Source organism: Rhodoferax sp. GT1R46 (genome assembly GCF_056521285.1).
In genome coordinates this window covers 40,555-63,233 of the sequence record NZ_JBWMBC010000012.1, presented here as the reverse complement: position 1 = coordinate 63,233, position 22,679 = coordinate 40,555, and the positions used below count along the sequence as shown (strand labels likewise).

Here is a 22,679-nt window from a genome sequence, read left to right as displayed (position 1 = left end):
ACCCTCCTCAAGTGGTAAACATCATCGCGGTCAGGATGAAATCCAGACCCAGAACCGACAGGGACGCCACCACCACCGTACGGGTGGTGGCACTGGCCACGCCTTCCGGCGTGGCTTGTGCCTCGTAACCTTGCAGCAAGGCGATAAAGGTCACGGTAAAGCCGAACACAATACTTTTGACAATGCCGTTGCCGACATCCTGCCAGACGTCAACGCTGCCCTGGATCTGACTCCAGAAGGCGCCGCCGTCCACACCAATCATGAGCACGCCCACCACCCAGCCGCCAATCACCCCCATGGCGCTGAATACGGCGGCCAGCAGGGGCATGGCAATGACGCCTGCCCAAAAGCGCGGCGCCAGAATGCGCTGTATCGGGTCCACTGCCATCATTTCCATCACGCTGAGTTGCTCGCCCGACTTCATCAGGCCAATCTCCGCGGTCAGGGAGGTACCTGCACGGCCGGCAAACAACAACGCCGTCACCACGGGCCCCAGCTCCCGCACCAGCGTGAACGTGACCAGCTGGCCCAGCGCATCGGACGAGCCAAAGCGCAGCAGCGTGTAATAGCCTTGCAGACCAAACACAAAGCCGACGAACAGGCCCGAAATGGCAATGATTACTAGCGAATAGTTACCCAGGAAATGGATTTGGTCTCGTATCAGTCCAAAGCGCCGGAACGCCGGCCCCGCCGTGGCCAGGAGCCGAAAAAACAAACGCGCGCCATAACCCAGATCGGCCAGCTTGCTGCGGGTGGAAAACCCGACGTCCGAGGGCTTGTACCAGCTCATGGTGCGACTCCTGGTTGCTCTGACCCTGCGACCGGGCCAGGGCCAAAATCTTCTTCGACGGAAACGCCAGGGTAATGAAAGCGCACCGGACCATCCGGCAAGGCATGCACATACTGGGACACAAGCGGATCGGTACTTTGGCGCACCTGCTCAGGCGTGCCCTCGGAGGCCACCTTCCCATTGGCCAGAATGATCACGTGGTCCGCAATGCCAAACGTCTGCTCCAGCTCATGCGACACAAATACACTGGTCAGTCCCATGGAATCATTGAGCTCACGAATCAGCCGCGCGGCAATCGCCAACGAGATGGGATCCAACCCGGAAAACGGCTCGTCATACATCACCAATTCAGGGTCCAGTGCAATGGCGCGCGCCAGCGCGATACGCCTGGCCATTCCGCCCGACACCTCGCTGGGCATCAGATCCCGCGCACCGCGCAGGCCTACGGCGTTGAGCTTCATGAGCACGATATCGCGGACCAGCGCCTCTGGGAGGTCCGTGTGTTCGCGCAGGGGAAACGCCACGTTCTCAAACACGCTCAAGTCGGCAAAGAGCGCACCAAACTGGAACAGCATGCCCATGCGGCGCCGTGCCGCATACAGTTGCGGCTGGTCCATGCGCGTGACATCCTGCCCGTCGAACAGCATTTCACCGGATTGGGCCCGGTTTTGCCCGCCAATCAGACGAAGAATGGTGGTCTTTCCGCCGCCGGACGCGCCCATCAGGGCCGTCACCTTGCCGCGCGGGATCGTCAGGGACACGTCATCCAGAATGACGCGCTCGCCATAACCAAAGGTCAGATGGCGTAGTTCAACGAGTGAGGAATTGGAGGATGGGACCATAAAAAACAAGAGCCGGAAACTTTCCGGCTCTTCGATGATAAAGGATTCAGGTAAACCCCTAGATACGCGCCATCAGCGAGGCAAGTCGCTGACACCCATCAGGAACTCATCCACAGAGCGTGCCGCCTGACGACCCTCGCGAATAGCCCATACGACCAGGCTTTGACCACGTCGCATATCGCCCGCTGCAAAAACCTTGGGCACGCTGGTGGCGTAACCGCCGGAGAACTCCGTTGTCGCTTTGGCGTTGCCCCGGTTGTCCTTGTCGACACCAAAGGCGTCCAGTACGGTGGCGACCGGATTGACAAAGCCCATGGCCAGCAACACCAGATCGGCCTTGAGCACTTGCTCAGAGCCTGCCACTTCCACCATCTTGCCGTCTTTCCACTCCACCTTGACGGTCTTGAGGCCGGTCAGCTTGCCTTTCTCCCCAATGAACTCCTTGGTGGAGACGGCGAACGCCCGCTCACATCCCTCGTCATGGCTGGAGCTGGTGCGCAGCTTGATCGGCCAGTAGGGCCAGGTCATGGGTCGATTTTCTTCAGCCGGCGGCTCAGGCATCACTTCGAACTGGGTCACGCTGACCGCGCCGTGGCGGTTACTGGTGCCCACGCAATCGCTGCCGGTGTCACCACCGCCGATGACGATGACGTGCTTGCCGTCTGCGCGCAACTGGCCTTTGAGCTTGTCGCCCGCGTTGACCTTGTTTTGTTGGGGCAAGAATTCCATGGCGAAATACACGCCTTCCAGATCGCGGCCCGGCACCGGCAGATCCCGCGACTGCTCGGAGCCGCCCGTCAGCAAAACCGCATCAAAATCTTTCTGCAACTGGGTGGCGGAGATGGTTTCCTTGGCCCAGTTGATGACTTTGGAATCCTTCGGCCACTCGCCCACCATGACACCGGTGCGGATGGTGACGCCTTCTTTTTGCAACTGGTCCACGCGGCGATCGATGTGGCTTTTTTCCATCTTGAAATCTGGAATGCCATAGCGCAGCAAACCGCCTACGCGGTCATTTTTCTCGAACAGGGTCACGTCGTGGCCCACGCGCGCCAATTGCTGGGCGGCGGCCATGCCTGCAGGGCCCGAGCCCACCACCGCCACTTTTTTGCCTGTTTTCTGTTTCGCTGGCTTGGCCAGCACCCAGCCCTCGGCCCAGGCACGGTCAATGATGGCGTGCTCAATCGATTTGATACCTACGGCATCGTCGTTGACGTTCAGTACGCAGGCCGCTTCACACGGTGCCGGACAGATGCGACCGGTGAACTCGGGAAAGTTGTTGGTGCTGTGAAGTGTGTCAATCGCCGATTTCCAGTCGCCAGCGTACACCAGGTCGTTGAAGTCCGGAATGATGTTGTTGACCGGGCAACCGCTGCTGCAAAACGGAGTGCCGCAGTCCATGCAGCGAGCGGACTGCAGCTTGGCGTGCGCGTCATCCAGACCCACGACGAACTCTTTGTAGTTCTTGAGGCGCTCGACCACGGGCTTGTAGCCCTCCTCAATCCGCTCAAACTCCATGAAGCCAGTGACTTTTCCCATGATTTCTATCCTTGTACGTTGAGAAGACGCCGCCTTACTTGGCAGGCGCGGCTTCCTTCTTGCCAGCTGCTACTTTATTGATAGCATCTTGCGCAGGTTTTACGGGGGCTACGGCCGTTTTACGTGCATGAATCTCACCCAGAGCACGCTTGTACTCATTAGGGAAGACCTTCACGAATTTGGCACGTGCAGCATCCCAGTTGTCCAGCAACTCGCGGGCGCGCTTGCTGCCGGTCCAGCGATTGTGGTCTTCCAGCAATTTGCGCAGCTGCGCGTCATCGCTCAGGCCCCGGTGCCAAATGGCTTTGTTCATTGCCACTTCCTGCTCGGCCGCCGTCAGCACCTTTTCCATAGACACCATGGCCGTGTTGCAGCGCTTGGCGAACTGGCCGTCTTCGTCGTACACGTAAGCAATACCGCCGCTCATGCCCGCTGCAAAGTTGCGGCCGGTTTTACCCAGCACAGCTACCGTGCCGCCGGTCATGTATTCACAACCATGGTCGCCCGTGCCTTCGACCACGGCCGTGGCTCCCGACAGACGCACCGCAAAGCGCTCGCCACCCACACCGCTGAAGAAGGCTTCACCCGCCGTGGCGCCGTACATCACGGTGTTGCCCACGATGGTGTTGCGAATGGCTTCGCCCCGGAAGTCGATGCTGGGGCGCACCACCACTCGGCCGCCGCTCAGGCCCTTGCCGGTGTAGTCGTTGGCGTCACCGATCAGGTACAAGGTAATGCCCTTGGCCAGGAAAGCACCAAACGATTGACCGCCGGTGCCTTCCAACTGGATGCGGATGGTGTCATCCGGCAAGCCCTCAGGGTGCACCTTGGTCACCGCGCCGGACAGCATGGCGCCGACCGAGCGGTTGACGTTGCGCGTCATTTCCATGAACTGAACGCGCTCGCCCTTGTCGATGGCCGCACGCGATTTGGCGATGAGCACGTTGTCGAGTGCTTTCTCCAGACCGTGTTCCTGGAACTGGGTCTGGAAACGGGGCACATCGGCAGGCACATTGGGTTGGGCAAACAGGCGGCTGAAATCCAGGCCGCTGGCTTTCCAGTGCTCAATACCCTGGCGCATGTCCAGCAGGTCAGAGCGGCCAATCAGGTCGTCAAACTTGCGGATACCCAGCTGGGCCATGATCTGGCGCACTTCTTCGGCGATGAAGAAGAAATAATTGACCACGTGCTCAGGCTTGCCGGAGAACTTCTTGCGCAGTGCAGGGTCTTGCGTTGCCACGCCGACCGGGCAGGTGTTGAGGTGGCATTTGCGCATCATGATGCAGCCTTCCACCACCAGGGGCGCGGTGGCGAAGCCGAACTCATCCGCACCCAGGAGGGCCCCAATGGCCACGTCGCGACCCGTTTTCATCTGGCCGTCGGCCTGCACACGAATGCGGCTGCGCAGGCGGTTCAAAACCAGCGTCTGCTGGGTTTCGGCCAAGCCGATTTCCCATGGGCTACCGCAATGCTTGATGGACGACCAGGGCGACGCGCCCGTGCCGCCGTCGTGCCCGGCGATCACCACATGGTCGGCCTTGCACTTGGCCACGCCGGCGGCGATGGTGCCCACGCCAATTTCAGCCACCAGCTTGACGCTGATGCCGGAATGGGGCGCCACGTTTTTCAGATCGTGAATCAGCTGGGCCAAATCTTCGATCGAATAGATGTCGTGGTGCGGAGGGGGCGAAATCAGACCCACACCGGGCACCGAATGGCGCAGACGACCGATGTATTCGGACACCTTGCCACCGGGCAGTTGACCGCCCTCGCCTGGCTTGGCGCCCTGCGCCATCTTGATCTGGATCTGGTCGGCGCTGGTCAGGTATTCCGCTGTCACACCAAAGCGGCCCGAGGCCACCTGCTTGATGCGTGAACGCAGGCTGTCGCCGGCTTGCAATGGCAGGTCCACCTCGACCACGTCTTCACCAATGATGCTCTTGAGCGAATCGCCCTGTTTGATGGGGATGCCCTTGAGCTCCTGGCGATAACGCGCAGGGTCTTCACCGCCCTCACCCGTGTTGCTCTTGCCGCCGATACGGTTCATGGCAACGGCCAGTGTGGCGTGCGCCTCGGTACTGATAGAGCCCAGCGACATGGCGCCGGTGGCGAAGCGTTTGACGATCTCTTTGGCCGACTCAACCTCATCCACCGGAATGGCTTTGGCAGGGTCGATCTTGAATTCGAACAGGCCGCGCAGTGTCAGGTGGCGCTTGCTTTGGTCATTGATCAGCTGGGCGTACTCTTTGTACGTATTCCAGTTATTGGAGCGCGTGCTGTGCTGCAGCTTGGCAATGGCATCGGGCGTCCACATGTGCTCTTCACCGCGGGTGCGCCAGGCATATTCGCCACCGGCATCCAGGGCGTTGGCCAACACCGGATCGGCACCGAAGGCAGCCTTGTGCATGCGGATAGACTCTTCAGCGATCTCGAAGACGCCAATGCCTTCAACACGGCTGGGAGTGCCCGTGAAATATTTGGCGACGGTCGCTGTGGAGATTCCGATGGCTTCAAACAGCTGCGCGCCGCAGTAACTCATGTAGGTGGACACGCCCATCTTCGACATGATCTTGGACAGGCCCTTGCCGACCGCCTTGACGTAGTTGTAGATGGCCTTTTCAGCGCTCAGGTCGCCCGGCAGATCCTTGTGGATGCTGGTCAGGGTTTCCATGGCGAGGTAGGGGTGCACGGCTTCTGCGCCGTAGCCAGCCAGCACCGCAAAATGGTGCACTTCACGCGCAGTGCCAGTCTCGACCACCAGGCCGGCGGTGGTGCGCAAACCTGCACCCACCAGATGCTGGTGAATGGCAGACAGCGCCAACAGGGCTGGAATGGCCACTTGCGTGGCGCTGATGGCGCGGTCGCTGATGATGAGGATGTTCTTGCCACCCTTGATGGCATCCACCGCTTCGGCGCACAACGACGCCAGCTTGGCTTCCACGCCCTCGTGGCCCCAAACCAGCGGGTAGGTGATGTCGAGCGTATAGCTGCGGAACTTGCCTTGCGTGTGCTTTTCAATGTCGCGCAGCTTGGCCATGTCGGCAAAGTCCAGCACGGGCTGGCTCACCTCCAGGCGCATCGGCGGGTTGACCTGGTTGATGTCCAGCAGGTTGGGCTTGGGGCCGATGAAGGACACCAGGCTCATCACAATCGCTTCGCGGATCGGGTCGATCGGCGGGTTGGTCACTTGCGCGAACAACTGCTTGAAGTAGTTGTAAAGCGGCTTGTTTTTGTCGCTCAGCACGGCCAGGGGGCTGTCGTTGCCCATGGAGCCGATGGCTTCCTCGCCCGCACTGGCCATGGGGGCAATCAGAAACTTGAGGTCTTCCTGCGTGAAGCCGAAGGCCTGCTGGCGGTCCAGCAAATCGGGGCTGGCATGCTTCATTCCCGCAGATTGCGGCTCAGTTGCAGTCACAGGCAGTTCCTCGGGCGATTCCCCCGCCGTCAGAACCACCACGTCATCCAGACGAATGCGCAGGTTTTCGATCCACTGCTTGTAGGGCTTGGTGTTGGCCAGACTGGCTTTCAACTCTTCATCATCGATCATGCGGCCTTGTTCCAGATCGATCAGGAACATCTTGCCAGGCTGCAGGCGCCATTTGCGCACGATCTTGTTCTCGGGCACCGGCAGTACACCGGACTCCGAACCCATGATGACCAGGTCGTCGTCAGTGATGCAGTAGCGTGATGGGCGCAGGCCATTGCGGTCCAGCGTGGCACCAATCTGGCGTCCGTCGGTAAACACAATGGAAGCCGGGCCGTCCCACGGCTCCATCATCGCGGCGTGGTATTCGTAAAAGGCCTTGCGGCGCTCGTCCATCGTGGAGTGCTGCTCCCACGGCTCGGGGATCATCATCATCACAGCCTGGCTGATGGGGTAGCCCGCCATGGTCAACAGTTCGAGACAGTTGTCGAACGTGGCGGTATCCGACTGACCGGCAAAGCTGATGGGATACAGCTTTTGCAGATCAGCCCCCAGCACCGGGGAGGACATCACGCCTTCGCGTGCCTTCATCCAGTTGTAGTTGCCCTTGACGGTGTTGATTTCCCCGTTGTGCGCCACATAGCGGTAGGGGTGGGCCAGCGGCCATTCGGGGAAGGTATTGGTGGAGAAACGCTGGTGCACCAGGCCGAGTGCAGAGACACAGCGCACGTCGCTCAAATCCTTGAAGTACACACCCACCTGGTCGGCCAGCAGCAGGCCCTTGTAGACCACGGTACGGCTGGACATGCTGGGTACGTAATACTCTTTGCTGTGCGTCAGCTTGAGCGCCTGAATATGGGCGCTGGCGGTCTTGCGGATGACATAGAGTTTGCGTTCCAGCGCGTCTTGCACGATCACGTCGTTACCGCGGCCGATGAAGACCTGGCGCAGCACCGGCTCTTTTTCGCGCACGGTGGGCGACATCGGCATGTCGCGGTTCACGGGCACATCGCGCCAACCCAGCAGCACCTGGCCCTCGGCCTTGATGGCGCGCTCCATCTCCTGCTCGCAGGCCAGACGGGACGCGCTCTCCTTGGGCAAAAACACCATGCCCACGCCGTACTCGCCGGGGGGCGGCAAGGTGACGCCCTGCGCGGCCATTTCTTCGCGGTACAGCGCATCTGGCAGCTGAATCAGAATGCCGGCGCCATCGCCCATCAGCTTGTCGGCACCGACGGCGCCCCGGTGGTCCAGATTCTGCAGAATCTGGAGCGCATTTTTGACAATGTCATGCGACTTGATGCCCTTGATGTGGGCCACAAAGCCCACGCCACACGCATCGTGCTCGTGTTCCTGGGAATACAAACCGTTGTTCTGAAGATGTTGGATCTCTGCAGCCGTAGTCATGGCGCACTCCTAAAGTAATTGCACTGGGGGGTCAAGAATACTGCAATGCAACAAAGATGCCAAGCACAATAATAAGGGTCAGATCCCAATTAAAAATAACAAATGACTACTAGATATAAATTAGGGACACATCAAAAAATATAGCACTTTAAGCATACTAGACGGGAGCTGCAGCCATTATTCGTCTAAATTATCTGGGGTGAACCCGGCCGCCCAGCGGTGCTTTTCGTGACCCGCCGCTGGGTTATTTTTTGCAATTCAGCCACAAATTCAGGATCACCCAAGGCCCAGCCGCGCAAGGCGGCGTCCGTCAAGGTGGTCTGCTGCACCGGACTGATGCCTTCGCGCACCCGCTCGGCATAGGCTGCCTCGCGGGCAAACGGCGTGTTACCCAACTCCCATACCAGTGAATGCGGGGTAATAAGCTTGTCGGTGCGCTGCCCGATATAGTGTCCGTGGCTGGACCAGGGGTAGTCCCGCGCCTGCGCAACAACGCCAGCGCGCACCGGATTGAGATCCATGTAGGCCATGCAGGGCAACAGGTAGCGTTCTGCCTGAATCACGGTCGATCGGTATCGCCCTTCCCACAAAGTGCCGCTGCGTTTTTGTGAGTCATTGAAGTAGCGTACGTAGCGCCGCCCTACGGCCTGCATCATTTGTGACAAGGCATCTGTGCTTTGGGGCGTTGCCAGCAGGTGAAAGTGGTTGGCCATCAGCACATAGGCGTGGATGGCTACCCCGAACTTGCGGGCACTGGCATCCAGCAAATCCAGCAGGGTCTGGTAGTCGGCGGCCGACGCAAAAATGGCTTGGCGGTTATTGCCGCGCTGGATGATGTGGTGAGGAAACCCGGGCAGCGTGAGACGGGGAAGACGGGCCATGCAACTCCACCGCCTTCAGCGTCTTACCGGGGCGCCTTGGTAACGCGCACTTTGCTGCCCGTGGTGACAATGATGACGGAATCCCCTGCAGCCAATAACTCGGTGCCTTTGGCCTGCACAATGGCGCGGCGCTCACCGCCTTTGAGCTGAACCAGGATTTCGGTAGCGTCTTCCTTGGTGGAGAAACGCTCGATGGCATTACCGGCTGCAGCGCCCGCCACGCCGGCCAGCACGCCCAGCACCTGGGCTTCGCGTTGCACGCCACTACCGCCATACCCCCCGATGGCACCCACCACGCCGCCCACCGCACCACCTATGCCGGACTGGCTGCCATCCACCACCACGTTGCGCACGGACAGCACGATGCCATCTTGCACCTGGGACATGCGTTGGGCATCGCCCCGTTGAATCACGTCGGGACTGCTGCTGGCACAGGCCACCAGCGTGGTGGCTACGGCCAGTGCCAAGCCCAGGTTAGATAGTGGTTTCATTGGTAACTCCAAAAATCAGGGGTAAATGGTAACGCTTGCGGACTGAACGCGTCAGCCCGCGGGTTCGTTGTCCAGCGGTAATGTAAAGCGGGTGTCGAGCAGGGCGGTGAGCCCGAACTCCTGCAACAAAGCCTGCAGGCGCTGTGCCGCCGCACGGTTGGGCTTGCCGGTGTAGCGGGCAATGATGAGCTCGTTTTTCATGCTGTGCTCCCAGCCCACCAATTCGGTCACCGTAACCTGGTAGCCCCGCGCTTCAAGGTACAAACAGCGCAATACGTTGGTGATCTGGCTCCCCATTTCGCGGGTATGCAAAGGGTGGCGCCACAACTCTGCCAGCGGTGTGCGGTTCAGTGAAAGCGCCTTGCCCGCATTCAGGCTGCGCGCGATCTCGGCCTGGCAGCAGGGCACCAGCACCATGTAGCGCGCCTTCTTTTTCAGGCCAAAGGCGATGGCGTCGTCGGTCGCCGTATCACAGGCATGCAAGGCGGTGACCACGTCGATTTGCGATGGCATGGCCTGGGAGTCGGTGGAATCGGACACACTCAAATTGAGGAACGACATGCGCTCGAAGCCCAGTTTGTTCGCCAGCTCACGCGATTTTTGCACCAGCTCAGGGCGTGTCTCCACGCCATAAATATGGCCCCGCGCCAAGTTCTTGAAGAACAGGTCGTAGATGATGAAACCGAGGTAGGACTTGCCTGCGCCATGGTCAGCCAGCGTGACGCCGTGCCCCGCGTCGGGCAGCTCCTGAAGCAACTTCTCAATGAACTGGTACAGGTGGTAAACCTGCTTGAGCTTGCGCCGCGAATCCTGGTTGAGCTTGCCCTCTCTGGTAAGGATGTGCAATTCCTTGAGCAGTTCGATACTTTGGCCAGGACGCACCTCGGCAGCAAGGGGGTTGGCGTCCACCGGCTTCGTCGCGCGTGCGGGAGTGGCTGACGGGGAATCCGGGCCGGTTTTGCGATGTTTCATGGCGTGATCTTGCCACGCGTGTGGGCATCGACATCCAGCGCAGCCCAACCATCGTGTCCAATGCGTTCCATCGTTTGCATATTGACCTCGAAAATAGCCTCCGCATGGGGGAAGGCCTGCACCGCCCGATCGATGCTCTCTTCACGCAACAGGTGCAAAGTCGGGTACGGCGAGCGGTTGGTGAAGTTGGTAATGTCGTCTGGAGAGGTGTTGGCAAACTGGTACTGGGGATGCAAGCTGGCAATCTGGAACACGCCGTCGAAGCCCAGCTTGACCAGCAACCGGTCGGCCTGGGCCAGAAAGTCGTTGAACTCCAGAAAATCACCCAACCCGTCTGGTGCTATCAAAAGCGTAGTGTCCCGCGCAGCTGCATTGAGGGCTGCGAGCTCATTGAGCTCTCTTTTCAAGTCCGCCAACAGGTCTTTGTAACCTATGGAATGGCTGACAGCGTAGTGCACCTGACCTTTGACATCGACCGCCTTGGCAAACGGACACAGGTTCAGACCAATGACTGCGCGTTGCAGCCAGCGACGTGTGTCATCCACCACCACCGCGTCTACCGGGTTCACTGAACTATTCATAAAAACCGGCTGGATTGCGCCATGATCAACTTGGCCAATTCATCCATCAAATCATTCTGAATACGAACGGCTGGCCAAGTGCTGGAAACCACACCAAAGCCATCGGCATTGGCGACCCGAAACACCAATTGCGCGTTGTCATGGTCGGCGGTCACAGTCACGTTGCCACGCGCCCGCGTGGTGTACTCAAAAAAAATGGATTGCAGGGTACCCTTCTCGGGATGGCGCTGGTCCTTGCGTTCATGGTCCACGTGGCCGAATGCCAGTCGCTTTTGCACCCGCTCCAGATCTGGAGGGAAGTTGACGCTGACGGCGCCAGAGACAGGTGATCCCTGCTGCGGGACGATGTCCCAACCCATGGCGATAGTGTCGTACACCTCTTTGTCACGTAGCGTTTTCTTGCGCGAATCTACCCGGAAGTTAATCAGCTTCATGGCGGGCCAGGGGGTCTTGCCGTCGAGCGAATATTGGGGCCCGCCCGGAGTGATCACCGAAAGCTGTTTGGCCAGATCACGCACGTAGTGCCATACCCGCTGGCAGGCGATCTCGGTTTGCACGGCTTGGTCCTCGTCGTTCTTCAACTGAGAGGACTGCTGGCTTTGCAGCGCGCTGGCCTGCGATTTCAATTGATCGAGAAAACTCACGAACCCTCCGGACACACTTTGCATTTTTGGCCAATTTTACCGAGCACTCAGTCCAACAGGTGCTGCCCGGTCAGGCGCTCATGCTCGCGCGCGGCAAACCGGTCGGTCATGCCGGAAATGTAGTCAGCAACAATGCGTAGGAGGGGCGTATCGCGCGGGTTAGAGGCATTCAGCACAGCTGAACGTGCCACGAAGCCCGCCTGCATTTCCTGCGGTGCGCTGCAATAAGCCGCAAACAATTCCCGCACCACTTGCTGGGCGCGCGCCATGTTGTGCACAACCTGCGGGTGTCGGTACAACTCGCGCAAAAGAAAAGCCTTGAGGGGTTGGGAGCGCTCCCGCATTTCAATGCTGAAGGTCAGCAGCGGCGCCATGGCCCGGGCCTCGTTCACACTCCGCGGCTGCGCGGCTTCAATGGCGCTTTGCGTGGCGGCAATCACGTCATACACCTGAGCGCTAAGCATCAACCGAATAGACTCATACAACAACCGCCGGGACTGGGACGGTTCTGCAAGCCGTGCATGTGAAGCCAGCGCCTGCTGGCGAAAGTCCTCAAACAGGGGGACCGCCTGAAGCTGTTCCAGCGAAATCAACCCTGATCGAACACCGTCGTCAATGTCGTGGGCGTTATAGGCAATTTCATCGGCCAGGTTGCACAACTGTGCTTCCAGACTGGGTTGGGTGCGATTCAAAAATCGCTGGCCGACGCCGCCATTTCCATCCGCAAAAGCCGGCTCATCCACTTCCAACAACGCCGCATTGGCGCGCGAGCAATGCTTGAGAATTCCCTCGCGGGTTTCAAAGCACAGATTCAAACCGTCAAACTCAGGGTAACGCTCTTCCAGGTGATCCAGAACCCGCAGGCTTTGCAGGTTGTGCTCAAAGCCACCTGCCGCCGCCATGCACGCGTTGAGCGCATCCTGTCCGGCGTGACCAAAGGGCGTATGCCCCACGTCATGCGCCAGGGCGATGGCCTCGACCAGGTCTTCATTGAGACCGAGTGACCGGGCGATCGAGCGACCGAGCTGCGCTACTTCCAGCGAATGGGTCAGGCGGGTGCGAAACAAATCGCCCTCATGGTTCAAAAATACCTGCGTCTTGTAGACCAGCCGGCGAAATGCGGTGGAATGCACGATGCGGTCGCGGTCGCGCTGGTAGTCAGTGCGCGTCGGCGCCGGTGTTTCGGGAAAGCGCCTTCCGCGCGTTTGTGCGGGATTGCATGCGTACGATGCCAATGTCATGGTTGCAAGCCGAATCGACCTCTAGCCCCCATAGAGCAAGCGCAAACCGCTATCAAAACAATAGCGAATCATCAGGCACAACATGCGTCAATCACTTCACGCACCAAGGCGTCGGGCGCGCTGCGCACCGATGCGCGGGCCGGCCCGTCAATCACGACGAACTTGATTTCTCCCGCCTCGGACTTTTTGTCGTGACGCATCAACGCTAGGTAGGCATCGGCATTACCGCCACTCTCTGTAGCGCCGAGGTTCAGCCGCGGCCCCTGCACGGGCAACCCGGCTCTTCGAATCAGTGTCGTCAGACGTTGCACCAGGGCGGCATCGATCAGCCCCAGGCGCTGGGAAAGCGTTGCCGCCATCACCATGCCACAGCCCACCGCTTCACCATGCAACCATGTGCCAAAACCCAACCCCGCCTCAATGGCATGACCAAACGTGTGGCCAAAATTCAGTATGGCGCGTAGTCCATAGTCCCGCTCGTCCTGCGCCACCACCCACGCCTTGATCTCACAACTGCGCTTGACAGCATGGGCCAGTGCAACCGGATCGCGCGCCAAAAGAGCGTCCATATTGGCCTCAATCCAGTCCAGAAAATCCATGTCAGCAATCGGACCATATTTGATAATTTCTGCAAGTCCAGCGCTGAGCTCCCGCTGCGGCAGGGTGTTGATGGTGTCAAGGTCACACACCACCAGCAACGGCTGGTAAAACGCACCAATCATGTTCTTGCCCAGCGGGTGGTTGATAGCCGTTTTACCCCCCACAGAAGAGTCCACTTGCGACAGCAACGTCGTGGGCACCTGCACAAATGGCACACCGCGCATGTAGCTGGCAGCTGCAAAACCGGTCATGTCACCGACCACTCCGCCGCCCAACGCAAACAACACCGTTTTGCGATCGCTGCCGTACTGCAAAAGTGCATCAAATATCTGATTCAAAGTTTCCCAAGTCTTGAATTGTTCGCCGTCTGGCAAAACGACTACGTGTACTGAGGGGTATTTTTCGAGCAGCGCCGCTTTAAGCGGCTTTGCATACAACGGCGCCACGGTTGAGTTGCTGACGATAAGCGCAGTGGCCGCTGATGGTAGCGAGGCATAGGTTTCGGACTGCGCCATGAGGCCGCCACCTATTTTGATGGGGTAACTGCGGTCACCGAGCGCTATTTGAATGGTTTGAAACGTCGAAGAACTCATGCGCCGTAGTTTAGTGTCTTCGGACATGTCCCCATCATTCGTTCGCCTGACCGCGATGAGATCGTCAGCCCTAAGGAGGAACGACTCCGGCGAGCTCCAGTTGCATCACAATCATGTTGACCAACGTCGAGACCGACGGGCGGCCCGTTTCAAGCACGAAATGCGCTGTTTCACGATACAGGGGGTCCCGTTGCACAAACAAGTCCCGCATGCGCGCCAAGGGGTCGGCTACTTGCAGCAAAGGACGGTTCACATCATGGCGCAACCGACGATACAACTCATCCGGGGTGGATTTAAGATAAATCACGCTTCCGCGACTGCGCAGATGCTGCCGGTTGGCGGACCGCAAAACCACGCCCCCCCCAGTGGACAGAACCCTCGGAGACTCGAGGGTCAATGCATTAATGACTTCTTCTTCAATATCTCGAAAGCTTGCCTCGCCCTCCCGCTCGAAGAATTCACGAATAGAGCAGCCCAACCGCAACTCGATAGCATGATCCGAGTCGACAAAAGGCACCTGCAACCGTCGGGCAAGCTGCCGTCCAACGGTCGTTTTGCCCGAGCCAGGGAGTCCGACAAGACTAACTAACAATTGTGAACCAGAATTCCAAGCAGGGCCACACTGCCGCTGTATCAACGACCGACTGCCCGTTCGGCAAGGGTCTTGGGAGTGATGAATACCAGCATCTCACGCTTTGTAGTGGAGGTCGCCTTGTTTCTGAACAACACACCAATGCCAGGCAAATCACCAAAGAACGGTACCTTGGCTCCACTGTCGGTCTGCTCTTCCGTGAAGATTCCGCCAATCACAACAGTCCCGCCATTCTCGACCAATACCTGAGTCTTGATATGTTTGGTGTCGATGGCAAAACCCGCTGGAGTTGACTGGCCGACCGTGTCTTTGGACACATCCAAGTCCAGAATAATGCTGCCTTCGGGAGTAATTTGTGGCGTGACCTCCAATTTAAGGCTGGCCTTACGAAACGCTATGGACGTCGCGCCACTCGACGAGGCGACTTGGTAGGGTAATTCGGTACCTTGTTCAATCAAGGCCTTGATCTGGTCAGCAGTGACCACCCGAGGACTGGAAACAACCTTACCTTTGCCATCAGCCTCGAGAGCCGATATTTCCAAATTCAGGAAATTGCCAGCAGCAGCGCCGAACAGAGACACGGCGAAAGTTCCCGGATTGGCAAATCCCAAAGCGCCAGTCGATGGCAGGTTCACGAAATTCCCGGAAGTAGTTGCAGCAGAACCCGTCACATAACTTGACCCAACCGTACCATTCAACGGACCACCTTCCGTAGTCCCCAGTGTCACGGCGGTTCCGCCTCCGCCGAGTTTCACGCCCAATGATTTGCCAAAACTATCGGAAGCCTCGACGATTCGCGCCTCAATAAGCACCTGCCTCACCGCAATATCCAATTTGGCAATCAACTGTTGAACTTGCTCCAATTTGCTAGGAATGTCTGTCACGAACAGCTGATTGGTGCGTGGCTCAGCAATCACGCTACCGCGTGCACTTAGCATTCGGGCACTGGCCGCGCCACCACCGCCTGCCGTCAGCTGCGCTGCAATCTCAGACGACTTCGCGTAATTAATCTGGAATGACTGGGTACGCAATGGCTCAAGACTTTGCACCGATGCTACCGACTCAAGATCCAGTTTCTCTTTCGCTGCAATTTCATCCTTGGGCGCGACCCACAGAACATTCCCGCTCTTGCGCAAGCCCAGACCCTTTGCCTGCAAAATAATATCCAAAGCCTGATCCCAAGGTACATCCTGCAAGCGCAGGGTGACCGAACCAGAAACCGAATCCGAGGTGACAATGTTGAAGTTCGTGAAATCGGCGATCACCTGGAGCAGAGATCGAACTTCGATATTCTGGAAATTCAGTGACAGTTTTTGCCCGCTGTAACCGACGCCTTGGGTCAGCTTCTTCGGGTCTACCTTCAGTTCCTTGACCTCCACTACAAATTGCTCGTCGCTTTGGTACGCGCTGTGCTCCCACAGACCTTTGGGCTCAATGACCATCCGCACGCGATCTCCTGACTGGGATGTGGTCACCGACTTCACCGGTGTGCCAAAGTCGGCAACATCCAATCGGCGGCGCAACCCTTCTGGCAGCGTAGACTTCATGAACTCCACCACCAACGCTTGGCCCTGCTGACGAATATCGACTCCGACCTGATTGTTTGGCAATGTCACCACAATTCGTCCAGCCCCGTCCGCGGTCCGACGGAAGTCCACATCCTTCAAGGGAGCGGAATCCCGACTGCGATTTTCGGCAAAAACAGGGGCTATCGATGCGCGCGGAGAAGTCGCTATTGCTGATTCCAGCACCACAAGCAGTGATTTGCCCTGAATCTCCGTCTTGTACGTCGCAGGTTGCTTCAGGTTTAGCACCACACGCGTGCGTTCCCCAGCCTGAACGACACTCACAGACTTCAAATTACCCTGGTTTATATCGACGGTGGAACGCCCCATGGCATTCGAGACACCCGGGAAATCCAGCGCGATCCTCGCGGGGGACTGAATGGCGAAGCCTGTCGGTACGGCGGTCAAAGCCTGCGAGAGGTCAATCCTGACGACCTCGGTGCCCCCTTGCACGGAGCCGGTTACCGACTCAATTGCAGTCTGCGCTTGCGCCGCCGCCCCCAACAACAAGGCAACTGAAAAAATAATGCCTTGCCACATGTGCAATCCCATACGCTTATTCTGATGTTTCATTTAGACCTCTCTTGCAACTGTAATGTTGCAATGCGTTCAATCCATTCACCGCCGGCGTCTTGCACGATCTCGCGCAAAGTTACCTCAGACTCACTGATTTTGGTCACCCGACCATAGTTGTGCCCCAAGTAATTGCCCAACTTCACCTGATACAGCAAATTGTCCACCTTCACCAACGCGACCGGTTGTCCCGCCTTGACAATGCTCCCCACCAAGTTCATGGTGTCTAGCGGAAACGCCTCCAAGGGCTCCTTGCGACGCGCAAGCTCAGGCGCCACTAAAGCCCCATTGGCCGCCACCTGCGACGCATCCCGCTTCAAGGCTTGCGTAAGTTTCTGATTGCTGAAAGGCTCAATCGCCGTCGCATTGGTATACACCTCGGGCTTGAACTGCTTGGGTGCAGGAATAGGGGCCACCTTGGGACGTGTCTGATTTCGCTCCTCGACCATCCACTGCCGAATATCGTCCTCACCCGAAGTTCCGCACCCTGCCAGAACACTCAGCACACCGAGCACCGAGAAAAAGCTCAAACGCTTCATTTCTTGACTCCTTTACCGGCAGACGCCTGGCGCTGTGAAGCTACTTCATCTGCATCAAGATAGCGGAAGGTTTTGGCAGTTGAATCAAGGATCAATGTGCCGTCAGGCTTGGGAGCAATAGTCAAGTTGTTCAACGTGACAATTCGTGACAAGTTTGCGATATCCGAGGCAAATGCTCCTATATCGTGGTACCTACCGGTTACCCGAATAGCAATCGGTAGCTCGGCGTAATATTCCTTCACCGCAATTTGACCTGGACGAAACAAATCGAACTGCAGACTTCGACCCAAGCCTGCCTGATTGATATCGGAAAGGAGTGCATCCATCTCTGCTTTGCTGGGGAGCTGTTTCTCCAACTGGGTCACGTACTGCTGCACTTGCTCACGCTGTTTCTTGAGAACATCGAGATTAACTGCCTTTGTAAGCTTGGTTTTGTAGTCTTCACGGAGCTTGACCTCCTTGTCCTGCTCCTGCTGCAGCATTTCCTGTGACCCATTCAACCAAACGAACCACAGCGCCACCACGATGACGATGGACGTGCAAGCGAACAGGGCGTATCGCGGAAGCGACGGCCAAGCGGACGGGTCTTTGGGATCCAGATCACGAAACTGATTCGTCAGTTTCTGCTGGAATGCTGCAAAGTCAAAAGAAATGGGGGTTTTGGTTGCCATTTGGGATCCCACTATTTCTTACCGTCGACCAGTGCGACAGGCGCAGACGCCACTCCCGCAGGTTTGGCCGCCGCTTTTTCAGCCTCGGTTGCCCGCACCAGTCGAACCCGGATCGTAAAATTAGCCACTCGCCTTTGGTCACGAGCAGACAATGCTACGGTGCCAGCCACAATCTCCACTAGCTCAGGCTTGCTAAACCAGGGCGTGTTACTGGATAGATTGCGCAGCAACTCTGACACCCGCTCGTTAGATTGGGCAACCCCATTGATGGTCACCAATTGGTCGACTTGCGTCATTTTGTTGATATAGACGCCGTCGGGTAACTGATTGACCAATTCGGTAAGCAAATGAACTGGCAAATTGCGGTCGGATTGAAGGTCTTCCACCGCTTGCTGTCGCGCACGCAGTGCGGCAATCTCGGCTTCGAGGCCAACGATGTCCTTGATTTGCCCTTCGAGCTTCTTGATCTCTGTTTCCAGAACCACATTAGTACCCTGTTGCGCAGATATTGCGCCCTGGTACCACAGAAAAATCGCTCCGGCTATGAGGCCACCCAAAACGGCCGAAGCCCCCAAAGACACATTAAACAGATCACGACGCCGTTTGCGTGCAGCTTCGCGGTGGGGAAGCAGGTTGATAAGAATCACTGCGCGAACCTCCGCAAGGCCAAGCCACAAGACGTCAGGTACGAGGGCGCTTCACGCGTCATTCTCTTCAGCCGGACCCCATCACCAATTTCCATTCCATCAAATGGATTGAGCAAACTGCAGGGAAAAGTGGTGTGCTGAGTCACTGCGGCGGTCAGGCCTGGCAACGCCGCCGATCCGCCAGCCAACATGATGTAGTCAACTTTGTTGTGCGGTGTACTGGTAAAGAAGAACTGCAGTGCGCGCCCCAACTCCTGCACCATTGTCTCAATAAAAGGTCGCAACACTGCGGATTCGTAGTCGTCCGGGAGCTCTCCGCTGCGCTTTTTGCTTTCTGCCTCTTCCGGCGAAAATCCGTACTGACGAACAATCAATTGGGTAAGCTGCGCGCCGCCAAATGCTTGATCCCGATCGTAGAGCACCTCGTCGTCTCGAAGCACCTGCATGCTGGTCGTTAGGGCCCCCACTTCAAACAAGGCCACAATCAAGCCAGCACCCCGGTTAGGCAAATTCTCGATGAGTCGCCCGGCTGCCAACCTGGCTGCATACGACTCCACATCAACAACCACAGGGGTTAGCCCGGCAGCTTCAGCCAATCCTTGAATATCCTGCACCTTTTCGCGGCGAGATGCAGCGATCAGCACTTCCACATCGCCCGCGGAAGTTGCGCTCGGGCCAATCACACAAAAGTCCAGACTGACCTCATCCAGCGGAAAAGGAATGTATTGATTGGCTTCAGTCTCTACCTGTTGCTCAAGCTCCTGATCGGTCATGCCGCCAGGCAAAATGATCTTTTTGGTGATTACTGCTGATGGAGGCAAAGCCATAGCGACATTTTTTGTCTTGCTGCCGCTTTTCTTGACAAGTCGCCGCAACGCGCCGGCTACTTCATCAAACTTCTCAATATTGCCGTCCGTAATCCAACCTCGCTCCAACGGCTCAATTGCACAACGCTCAAGCACCAGGTTGCCGGCCTTGTCATGGCCCAACTCCACCAGCTTGACGCTAGAGGAACTGATATCCAACCCAAGCATAGGTGCGGGCTGACGACTAAAAAACGACCCCAATGAGATCAAAACTATCCCCTGAAACAGACCGAAAAAACGTCGGCCAGACTTAAGAAATCACTTCAATGCTATCAGTAAGCACCTTGTCCCGCAAAGATTTTTTCTGTTTCAAATGATTTCAAACGTTGTCAAAAGCAGACGTTTTTTGTTTGCGATCAAAAACAATATACAGATTTGGCTTCCTGAGGAGGAAGCGGCAACAATCCACTAATTGCACAGTTTGCCGGCGCGAAGATCTGCATTTTTATAATGCAAAGGCGACTCATTTCATATTTCTATGCCAACGACCACCCCCCCATCAAAGAAGAATACAGATCAGCACACCGGCTTGGCGACGCTGCAATGGCCTATACGCCTGGTTTTGTGGAGTATGGGAATTGCGGTGGCGGGAGTCTTTTCGCTACTGGTATTGATCGCGTTGGCATTGGCAGTGGCCTTCCCTAACCTGCCGGATATTTCTGACCTTTCCGATTACCGCCCAAAGTTACCTCTGCGCATCTTTTCTGCTGAAGGTGATCTGTTAGGCGAGTTTGGCGAAGAGCGGCGCAACCTGACTCCCATCACGGAAATCCCGAAAGTGATGACCAATGCGGTTCTGGCGATAGAAGATGCGCGCTTCTATCAACACGGAGGAGTCGACTATTTGGGCGTTCTGCGCGCAGGCTTGGCCAATGTTGGAAAGGCCAAAAGCCAAGGCGCGTCGACCATTACGATGCAAGTTGCACGCAATGTCTACCTCTCGACTGAAAAGACGTTCACCCGCAAGATCTATGAAATTTTGCTTACATTCAAGCTGGAACACTTGCTGAGCAAAGATCAGATTCTTGAAATTTACATGAACCAGATTTTCCTGGGAAATCGCGCGTACGGATTTTCTGCAGCCTCTGAAATCTATTTCGGAAAGCCACTAAAAGATATAACTGTGGCCGAGGCTGCAATGCTTGCCGGCCTACCCAAAGCGCCGTCGGCGTACAACCCGATCAGCAACCCCCAACGCGCGCGGATTCGCCAGCGTCACATTATTGATCGCATGCTGGAGAATGGCTTCATTACAGCGAAAGAAGCGGAATCAGCAAAAAACCAGGAACTGATCATCCGAAATGGCCCCAACAACAACAAGGTGCATGCTGAGTACGTAGCAGAGATGGTCCGTCAATTGATATATGCGCAATACGGCGAAGAGACCTACACCCGCGGTCTGGACGTTCAGACCACATTGAGGACTGGTGACCAGAATGCCGCCTACAAGGCCCTGCGCAGGGGAATTATGGATTTCGAGAGGCGGCAAATTTATCGCGGTCCTGAGAAATTCATCACTTTGACTGCCAATGCACAAGAAATTGAAGAGGCAGTTGACGACGCGCTGGACGAGCATCCCGACAATGGCGACGTAATGTCTGCCGTGGTGATGGACGCAGATACAAAGCGAATAAGAGCCATGCGTCAGGGGGGCGAGTTACTTGAAATCACAGGGGACGGCCTTAAGCCCGCTCAGTCCGGGCTGTCAGACAAGGCGCAACCCAACATCAAGATTCGCCGAGGCGCCATCATCAGGGTTTCAAAGACCCAAAAGAGCACTTGGGAAATTACCCAATTGCCTGAAGTTGAAGGGGCATTTGTTTCGGTTGATCCGCGCGATGGCTCCATAAAAGCACTGGTTGGAGGGTTCGACTTTGCGAAAAACAAGTTCAACCACGTGACCCAGGCTTGGCGACAACCGGGGTCCAGCTTCAAACCGTTCATCTATTCGGCCGCCTTGGAAAAAGGCTTCACGCCCTCAACAGTCATCAACGATGCGCCTCTGTTCTTTGATGCGGGCGTCACAGGCGGGCAACCGTGGGAGCCCAAAAACTACGACGGCACCTTTGAAGGGCCCATGACGCTACGTCGCGGACTGGCGAAATCAAAAAATATGATTTCGATCCAGATTCTGCGCGCCATTGGACCCCAGTATGCGCAAGAATGGATTTCTCACTTCGGTTTCGATCCAGAAAAGCATCCTCCCTACCTCACCATGGCCCTGGGCGCAGGATCTGTGACACCCATGCAAATGGCCGTCGGGTACTCTGTATTTGCCAATGGCGGGTTTCGGGTGAATCCATGGCTGGTTTCCAGAGTTGCCGAGCAGCGCGGGAAATTGCTAATCGAATCAAAAGCGCCAGTGTTAACTGAATCGCAGCGGGCCATTGACGCCCGAAATGCCTTTCTAATGACCAGCCTATTGCAGGAAGTGACACGCTCAGGCACTGCTGCACGTGCGCAAGCAACACTGAAACGCCCGGATGTTTACGGAAAAACGGGAACAACCAACGACTCGATGGATGCCTGGTTTGCGGGATACCAGCCCACGTTGACCGCCGTGACCTGGATCGGCTATGACACGCCTCGCAAGCTGGGCGACCGGGAGACGGGTGGAGGCCTCAGTCTGCCGGTATGGATCAGCTACATGGAGACCGCACTCCGCAATGTCTCCGTGATGGAGCCAACTGCGCCGGAAGGCGTGGTCCAAGTAGGAGGGGAATGGTATTTCGACGAGTTCGCCAAAGGAGCGGGAGTGGCAGGCCTTGGGCTTGGAACAGCTACTCCCGCCGCGTCGACTGGCCCGGAAGAAAAAGGGGGCGGGACGACTCCAAAGGCCACCGCACCTGAGGACGAGAAAACAAGGATTATGGACTTCTTCAAAAACTAGTCACATCGAAATTGCAGCTCCCGGCCTGTCTGATTGCTGGCGTTGCGCGACAGCGCTGCAAAAAACTCGCCCTGGCCTTTGGTATCTTGCCATTGGCCGTCCATCCATCGGTAGTGGTAACCGCCGGACTTGGCGGCCATCCAGACTTCCTGCAGGGGTTTTTGCAGATTGATGATGATCTGGCTCCGGTCGGCAAAGGTCAGGGTGACCATTCCTCCCACCCGCTGGTTATCGACATCTGCGTCCGTTTCATCATTGATCTGATCGCAGCAGGCCTCTACGGCTTTCAGCAACGTTTCCGCTCGGTCCATGAATTCAGGGTCGGTCATTA

At 57.2% G+C, this 22,679-nt stretch carries 19 protein-coding genes; 1 reads left to right on the top strand and 18 read right to left on the bottom strand.

What is annotated here, in order from left to right; genetic code table 11:
• Window positions 1-7: 7 nt before the first annotated feature.
• The 17 genes from mlaE to AC097W_RS19685 form a co-directional block, all read right to left on the bottom strand.
• Entirely contained in the window at window positions 8-790 is a 783-nt protein-coding gene (gene mlaE, locus AC097W_RS19765; protein WP_479604353.1) for a lipid asymmetry maintenance ABC transporter permease subunit MlaE, read from the bottom strand.
• On the bottom strand, window positions 787-1,632 hold the full coding sequence (locus tag AC097W_RS19760) for an ABC transporter ATP-binding protein (protein ID WP_479604352.1): 846 nt from the start codon (window positions 1,630-1,632) through the stop codon (window positions 787-789). The genes mlaE and AC097W_RS19760 overlap by 4 nt, the downstream gene beginning before the upstream one ends.
• A gap of 72 nt (window positions 1,633-1,704) precedes the next feature.
• Window positions 1,705-3,171 (bottom strand): glutamate synthase subunit beta, encoded by a 1,467-nt coding sequence (locus AC097W_RS19755; protein ID WP_479604351.1) that lies wholly within the window; start codon window positions 3,169-3,171, stop codon window positions 1,705-1,707.
• A 34-nt stretch (window positions 3,172-3,205) separates the two neighbouring features.
• Window positions 3,206-8,002 carry a glutamate synthase-related protein gene (locus AC097W_RS19750; RefSeq protein WP_479604350.1) on the bottom strand — a complete coding sequence of 1,599 codons (4,797 nt, stop codon included), beginning with the start codon at window positions 8,000-8,002 and terminating at the stop codon, window positions 3,206-3,208.
• A gap of 185 nt (window positions 8,003-8,187) precedes the next feature.
• Window positions 8,188-8,883, bottom strand: coding sequence for an REP-associated tyrosine transposase (locus AC097W_RS19745; protein ID WP_479604349.1), 696 nt, complete (start codon window positions 8,881-8,883; stop codon window positions 8,188-8,190).
• 23 nt (window positions 8,884-8,906) lie between these two features.
• Window positions 8,907-9,374 carry a glycine zipper 2TM domain-containing protein gene (locus tag AC097W_RS19740; RefSeq protein ID WP_479604348.1) on the bottom strand — a complete coding sequence of 156 codons (468 nt, stop codon included), beginning with the start codon at window positions 9,372-9,374 and terminating at the stop codon, window positions 8,907-8,909.
• A gap of 51 nt (window positions 9,375-9,425) precedes the next feature.
• A complete protein-coding gene (locus AC097W_RS19735) occupies window positions 9,426-10,346 on the bottom strand; it encodes a class I SAM-dependent methyltransferase (protein WP_479604347.1) in 921 nt (306 codons plus the stop codon).
• On the bottom strand, window positions 10,343-10,927 hold the full coding sequence (locus tag AC097W_RS19730) for a DUF1415 domain-containing protein (protein ID WP_479604346.1): 585 nt from the start codon (window positions 10,925-10,927) through the stop codon (window positions 10,343-10,345). Before AC097W_RS19730 ends, AC097W_RS19735 begins: the two co-directional genes overlap by 4 nt.
• Complete coding sequence (locus tag AC097W_RS19725) at window positions 10,924-11,571, bottom strand: hypothetical protein (protein WP_479604345.1); 648 nt, start codon at window positions 11,569-11,571, stop codon at window positions 10,924-10,926. Before AC097W_RS19725 ends, AC097W_RS19730 begins: the two co-directional genes overlap by 4 nt.
• Before the next feature lie 47 nt (window positions 11,572-11,618).
• On the bottom strand, window positions 11,619-12,812 hold the full coding sequence (locus AC097W_RS19720; RefSeq protein ID WP_479604344.1) for a deoxyguanosinetriphosphate triphosphohydrolase: 1,194 nt from the start codon (window positions 12,810-12,812) through the stop codon (window positions 11,619-11,621).
• 71 nt (window positions 12,813-12,883) lie between these two features.
• Window positions 12,884-14,032 (bottom strand): 3-dehydroquinate synthase, encoded by a 1,149-nt coding sequence (gene aroB / locus AC097W_RS19715; RefSeq protein WP_479604343.1) that lies wholly within the window; start codon window positions 14,030-14,032, stop codon window positions 12,884-12,886.
• Between the two features lie 43 nt (window positions 14,033-14,075).
• Window positions 14,076-14,597 (bottom strand): shikimate kinase, encoded by a 522-nt coding sequence (locus AC097W_RS19710; RefSeq protein ID WP_479604342.1) that lies wholly within the window; start codon window positions 14,595-14,597, stop codon window positions 14,076-14,078.
• A gap of 41 nt (window positions 14,598-14,638) precedes the next feature.
• Window positions 14,639-16,735 carry a type IV pilus secretin PilQ gene (locus tag AC097W_RS19705; protein WP_479604341.1) on the bottom strand — a complete coding sequence of 699 codons (2,097 nt, stop codon included), beginning with the start codon at window positions 16,733-16,735 and terminating at the stop codon, window positions 14,639-14,641.
• Complete coding sequence (locus AC097W_RS19700) at window positions 16,732-17,274, bottom strand: pilus assembly protein PilP (RefSeq protein WP_479604340.1); 543 nt, start codon at window positions 17,272-17,274, stop codon at window positions 16,732-16,734. The genes AC097W_RS19705 and AC097W_RS19700 overlap by 4 nt, the downstream gene beginning before the upstream one ends.
• Complete coding sequence (locus tag AC097W_RS19695) at window positions 17,271-17,945, bottom strand: type IV pilus inner membrane component PilO (protein ID WP_479604339.1); 675 nt, start codon at window positions 17,943-17,945, stop codon at window positions 17,271-17,273. Before AC097W_RS19695 ends, AC097W_RS19700 begins: the two co-directional genes overlap by 4 nt.
• 11 nt (window positions 17,946-17,956) lie before the next feature.
• Entirely contained in the window at window positions 17,957-18,592 is a 636-nt protein-coding gene (locus tag AC097W_RS19690) for a PilN domain-containing protein (RefSeq protein WP_479604338.1), read from the bottom strand.
• A complete protein-coding gene (locus AC097W_RS19685) occupies window positions 18,589-19,668 on the bottom strand; it encodes a pilus assembly protein PilM (protein ID WP_479604337.1) in 1,080 nt (359 codons plus the stop codon). Before AC097W_RS19685 ends, AC097W_RS19690 begins: the two co-directional genes overlap by 4 nt.
• Before the next feature lie 268 nt (window positions 19,669-19,936).
• On the opposite strand from AC097W_RS19685, the gene AC097W_RS19680 reads away from it, so the two are divergent.
• Window positions 19,937-22,348, top strand: a complete 2,412-nt coding sequence (locus AC097W_RS19680) for a penicillin-binding protein 1A (protein WP_479604336.1) — start codon at window positions 19,937-19,939, stop codon at window positions 22,346-22,348.
• Here AC097W_RS19680 and cyaY read toward each other — a convergent pair.
• Entirely contained in the window at window positions 22,345-22,677 is a 333-nt protein-coding gene (gene cyaY / locus AC097W_RS19675; RefSeq protein ID WP_479604335.1) for an iron donor protein CyaY, read from the bottom strand. The genes AC097W_RS19680 and cyaY overlap by 4 nt on opposite strands.
• Window positions 22,678-22,679 lie beyond the last annotated feature (2 nt).

Excerpts from the sequence above, each read along its gene's own strand:
- mlaE (WP_479604353.1), bottom strand. The coding sequence starts at position 790 with ATGAGCTGGTACAAGCCCTCGGACGTCGGGTTTTCCACCCGCAGCAAG.
- AC097W_RS19760 (WP_479604352.1), bottom strand. The coding sequence starts at position 1,632 with ATGGTCCCATCCTCCAATTCCTCACTCGTTGAACTACGCCATCTGACC.
- AC097W_RS19755 (WP_479604351.1), bottom strand. The coding sequence starts at position 3,171 with ATGGGAAAAGTCACTGGCTTCATGGAGTTTGAGCGGATTGAGGAGGGC.
- AC097W_RS19750 (WP_479604350.1), bottom strand. The coding sequence starts at position 8,002 with ATGACTACGGCTGCAGAGATCCAACATCTTCAGAACAACGGTTTGTAT.
- AC097W_RS19745 (WP_479604349.1), bottom strand. The coding sequence starts at position 8,883 with ATGGCCCGTCTTCCCCGTCTCACGCTGCCCGGGTTTCCTCACCACATC.
- AC097W_RS19740 (WP_479604348.1), bottom strand. The coding sequence starts at position 9,374 with ATGAAACCACTATCTAACCTGGGCTTGGCACTGGCCGTAGCCACCACG.
- AC097W_RS19735 (WP_479604347.1), bottom strand. The coding sequence starts at position 10,346 with ATGAAACATCGCAAAACCGGCCCGGATTCCCCGTCAGCCACTCCCGCA.
- AC097W_RS19730 (WP_479604346.1), bottom strand. The coding sequence starts at position 10,927 with ATGAATAGTTCAGTGAACCCGGTAGACGCGGTGGTGGTGGATGACACA.
- AC097W_RS19720 (WP_479604344.1), bottom strand. The coding sequence starts at position 12,812 with ATGACATTGGCATCGTACGCATGCAATCCCGCACAAACGCGCGGAAGG.
- aroB (WP_479604343.1), bottom strand. The coding sequence starts at position 14,032 with ATGTCCGAAGACACTAAACTACGGCGCATGAGTTCTTCGACGTTTCAA.
- AC097W_RS19705 (WP_479604341.1), bottom strand. The coding sequence starts at position 16,735 with ATGAAACATCAGAATAAGCGTATGGGATTGCACATGTGGCAAGGCATT.
- AC097W_RS19700 (WP_479604340.1), bottom strand. The coding sequence starts at position 17,274 with ATGAAGCGTTTGAGCTTTTTCTCGGTGCTCGGTGTGCTGAGTGTTCTG.
- AC097W_RS19695 (WP_479604339.1), bottom strand. The coding sequence starts at position 17,945 with ATGGCAACCAAAACCCCCATTTCTTTTGACTTTGCAGCATTCCAGCAG.
- AC097W_RS19680 (WP_479604336.1), top strand. The coding sequence starts at position 19,937 with ATGCCAACGACCACCCCCCCATCAAAGAAGAATACAGATCAGCACACC.
- cyaY (WP_479604335.1), bottom strand. The coding sequence starts at position 22,677 with ATGACCGACCCTGAATTCATGGACCGAGCGGAAACGTTGCTGAAAGCC.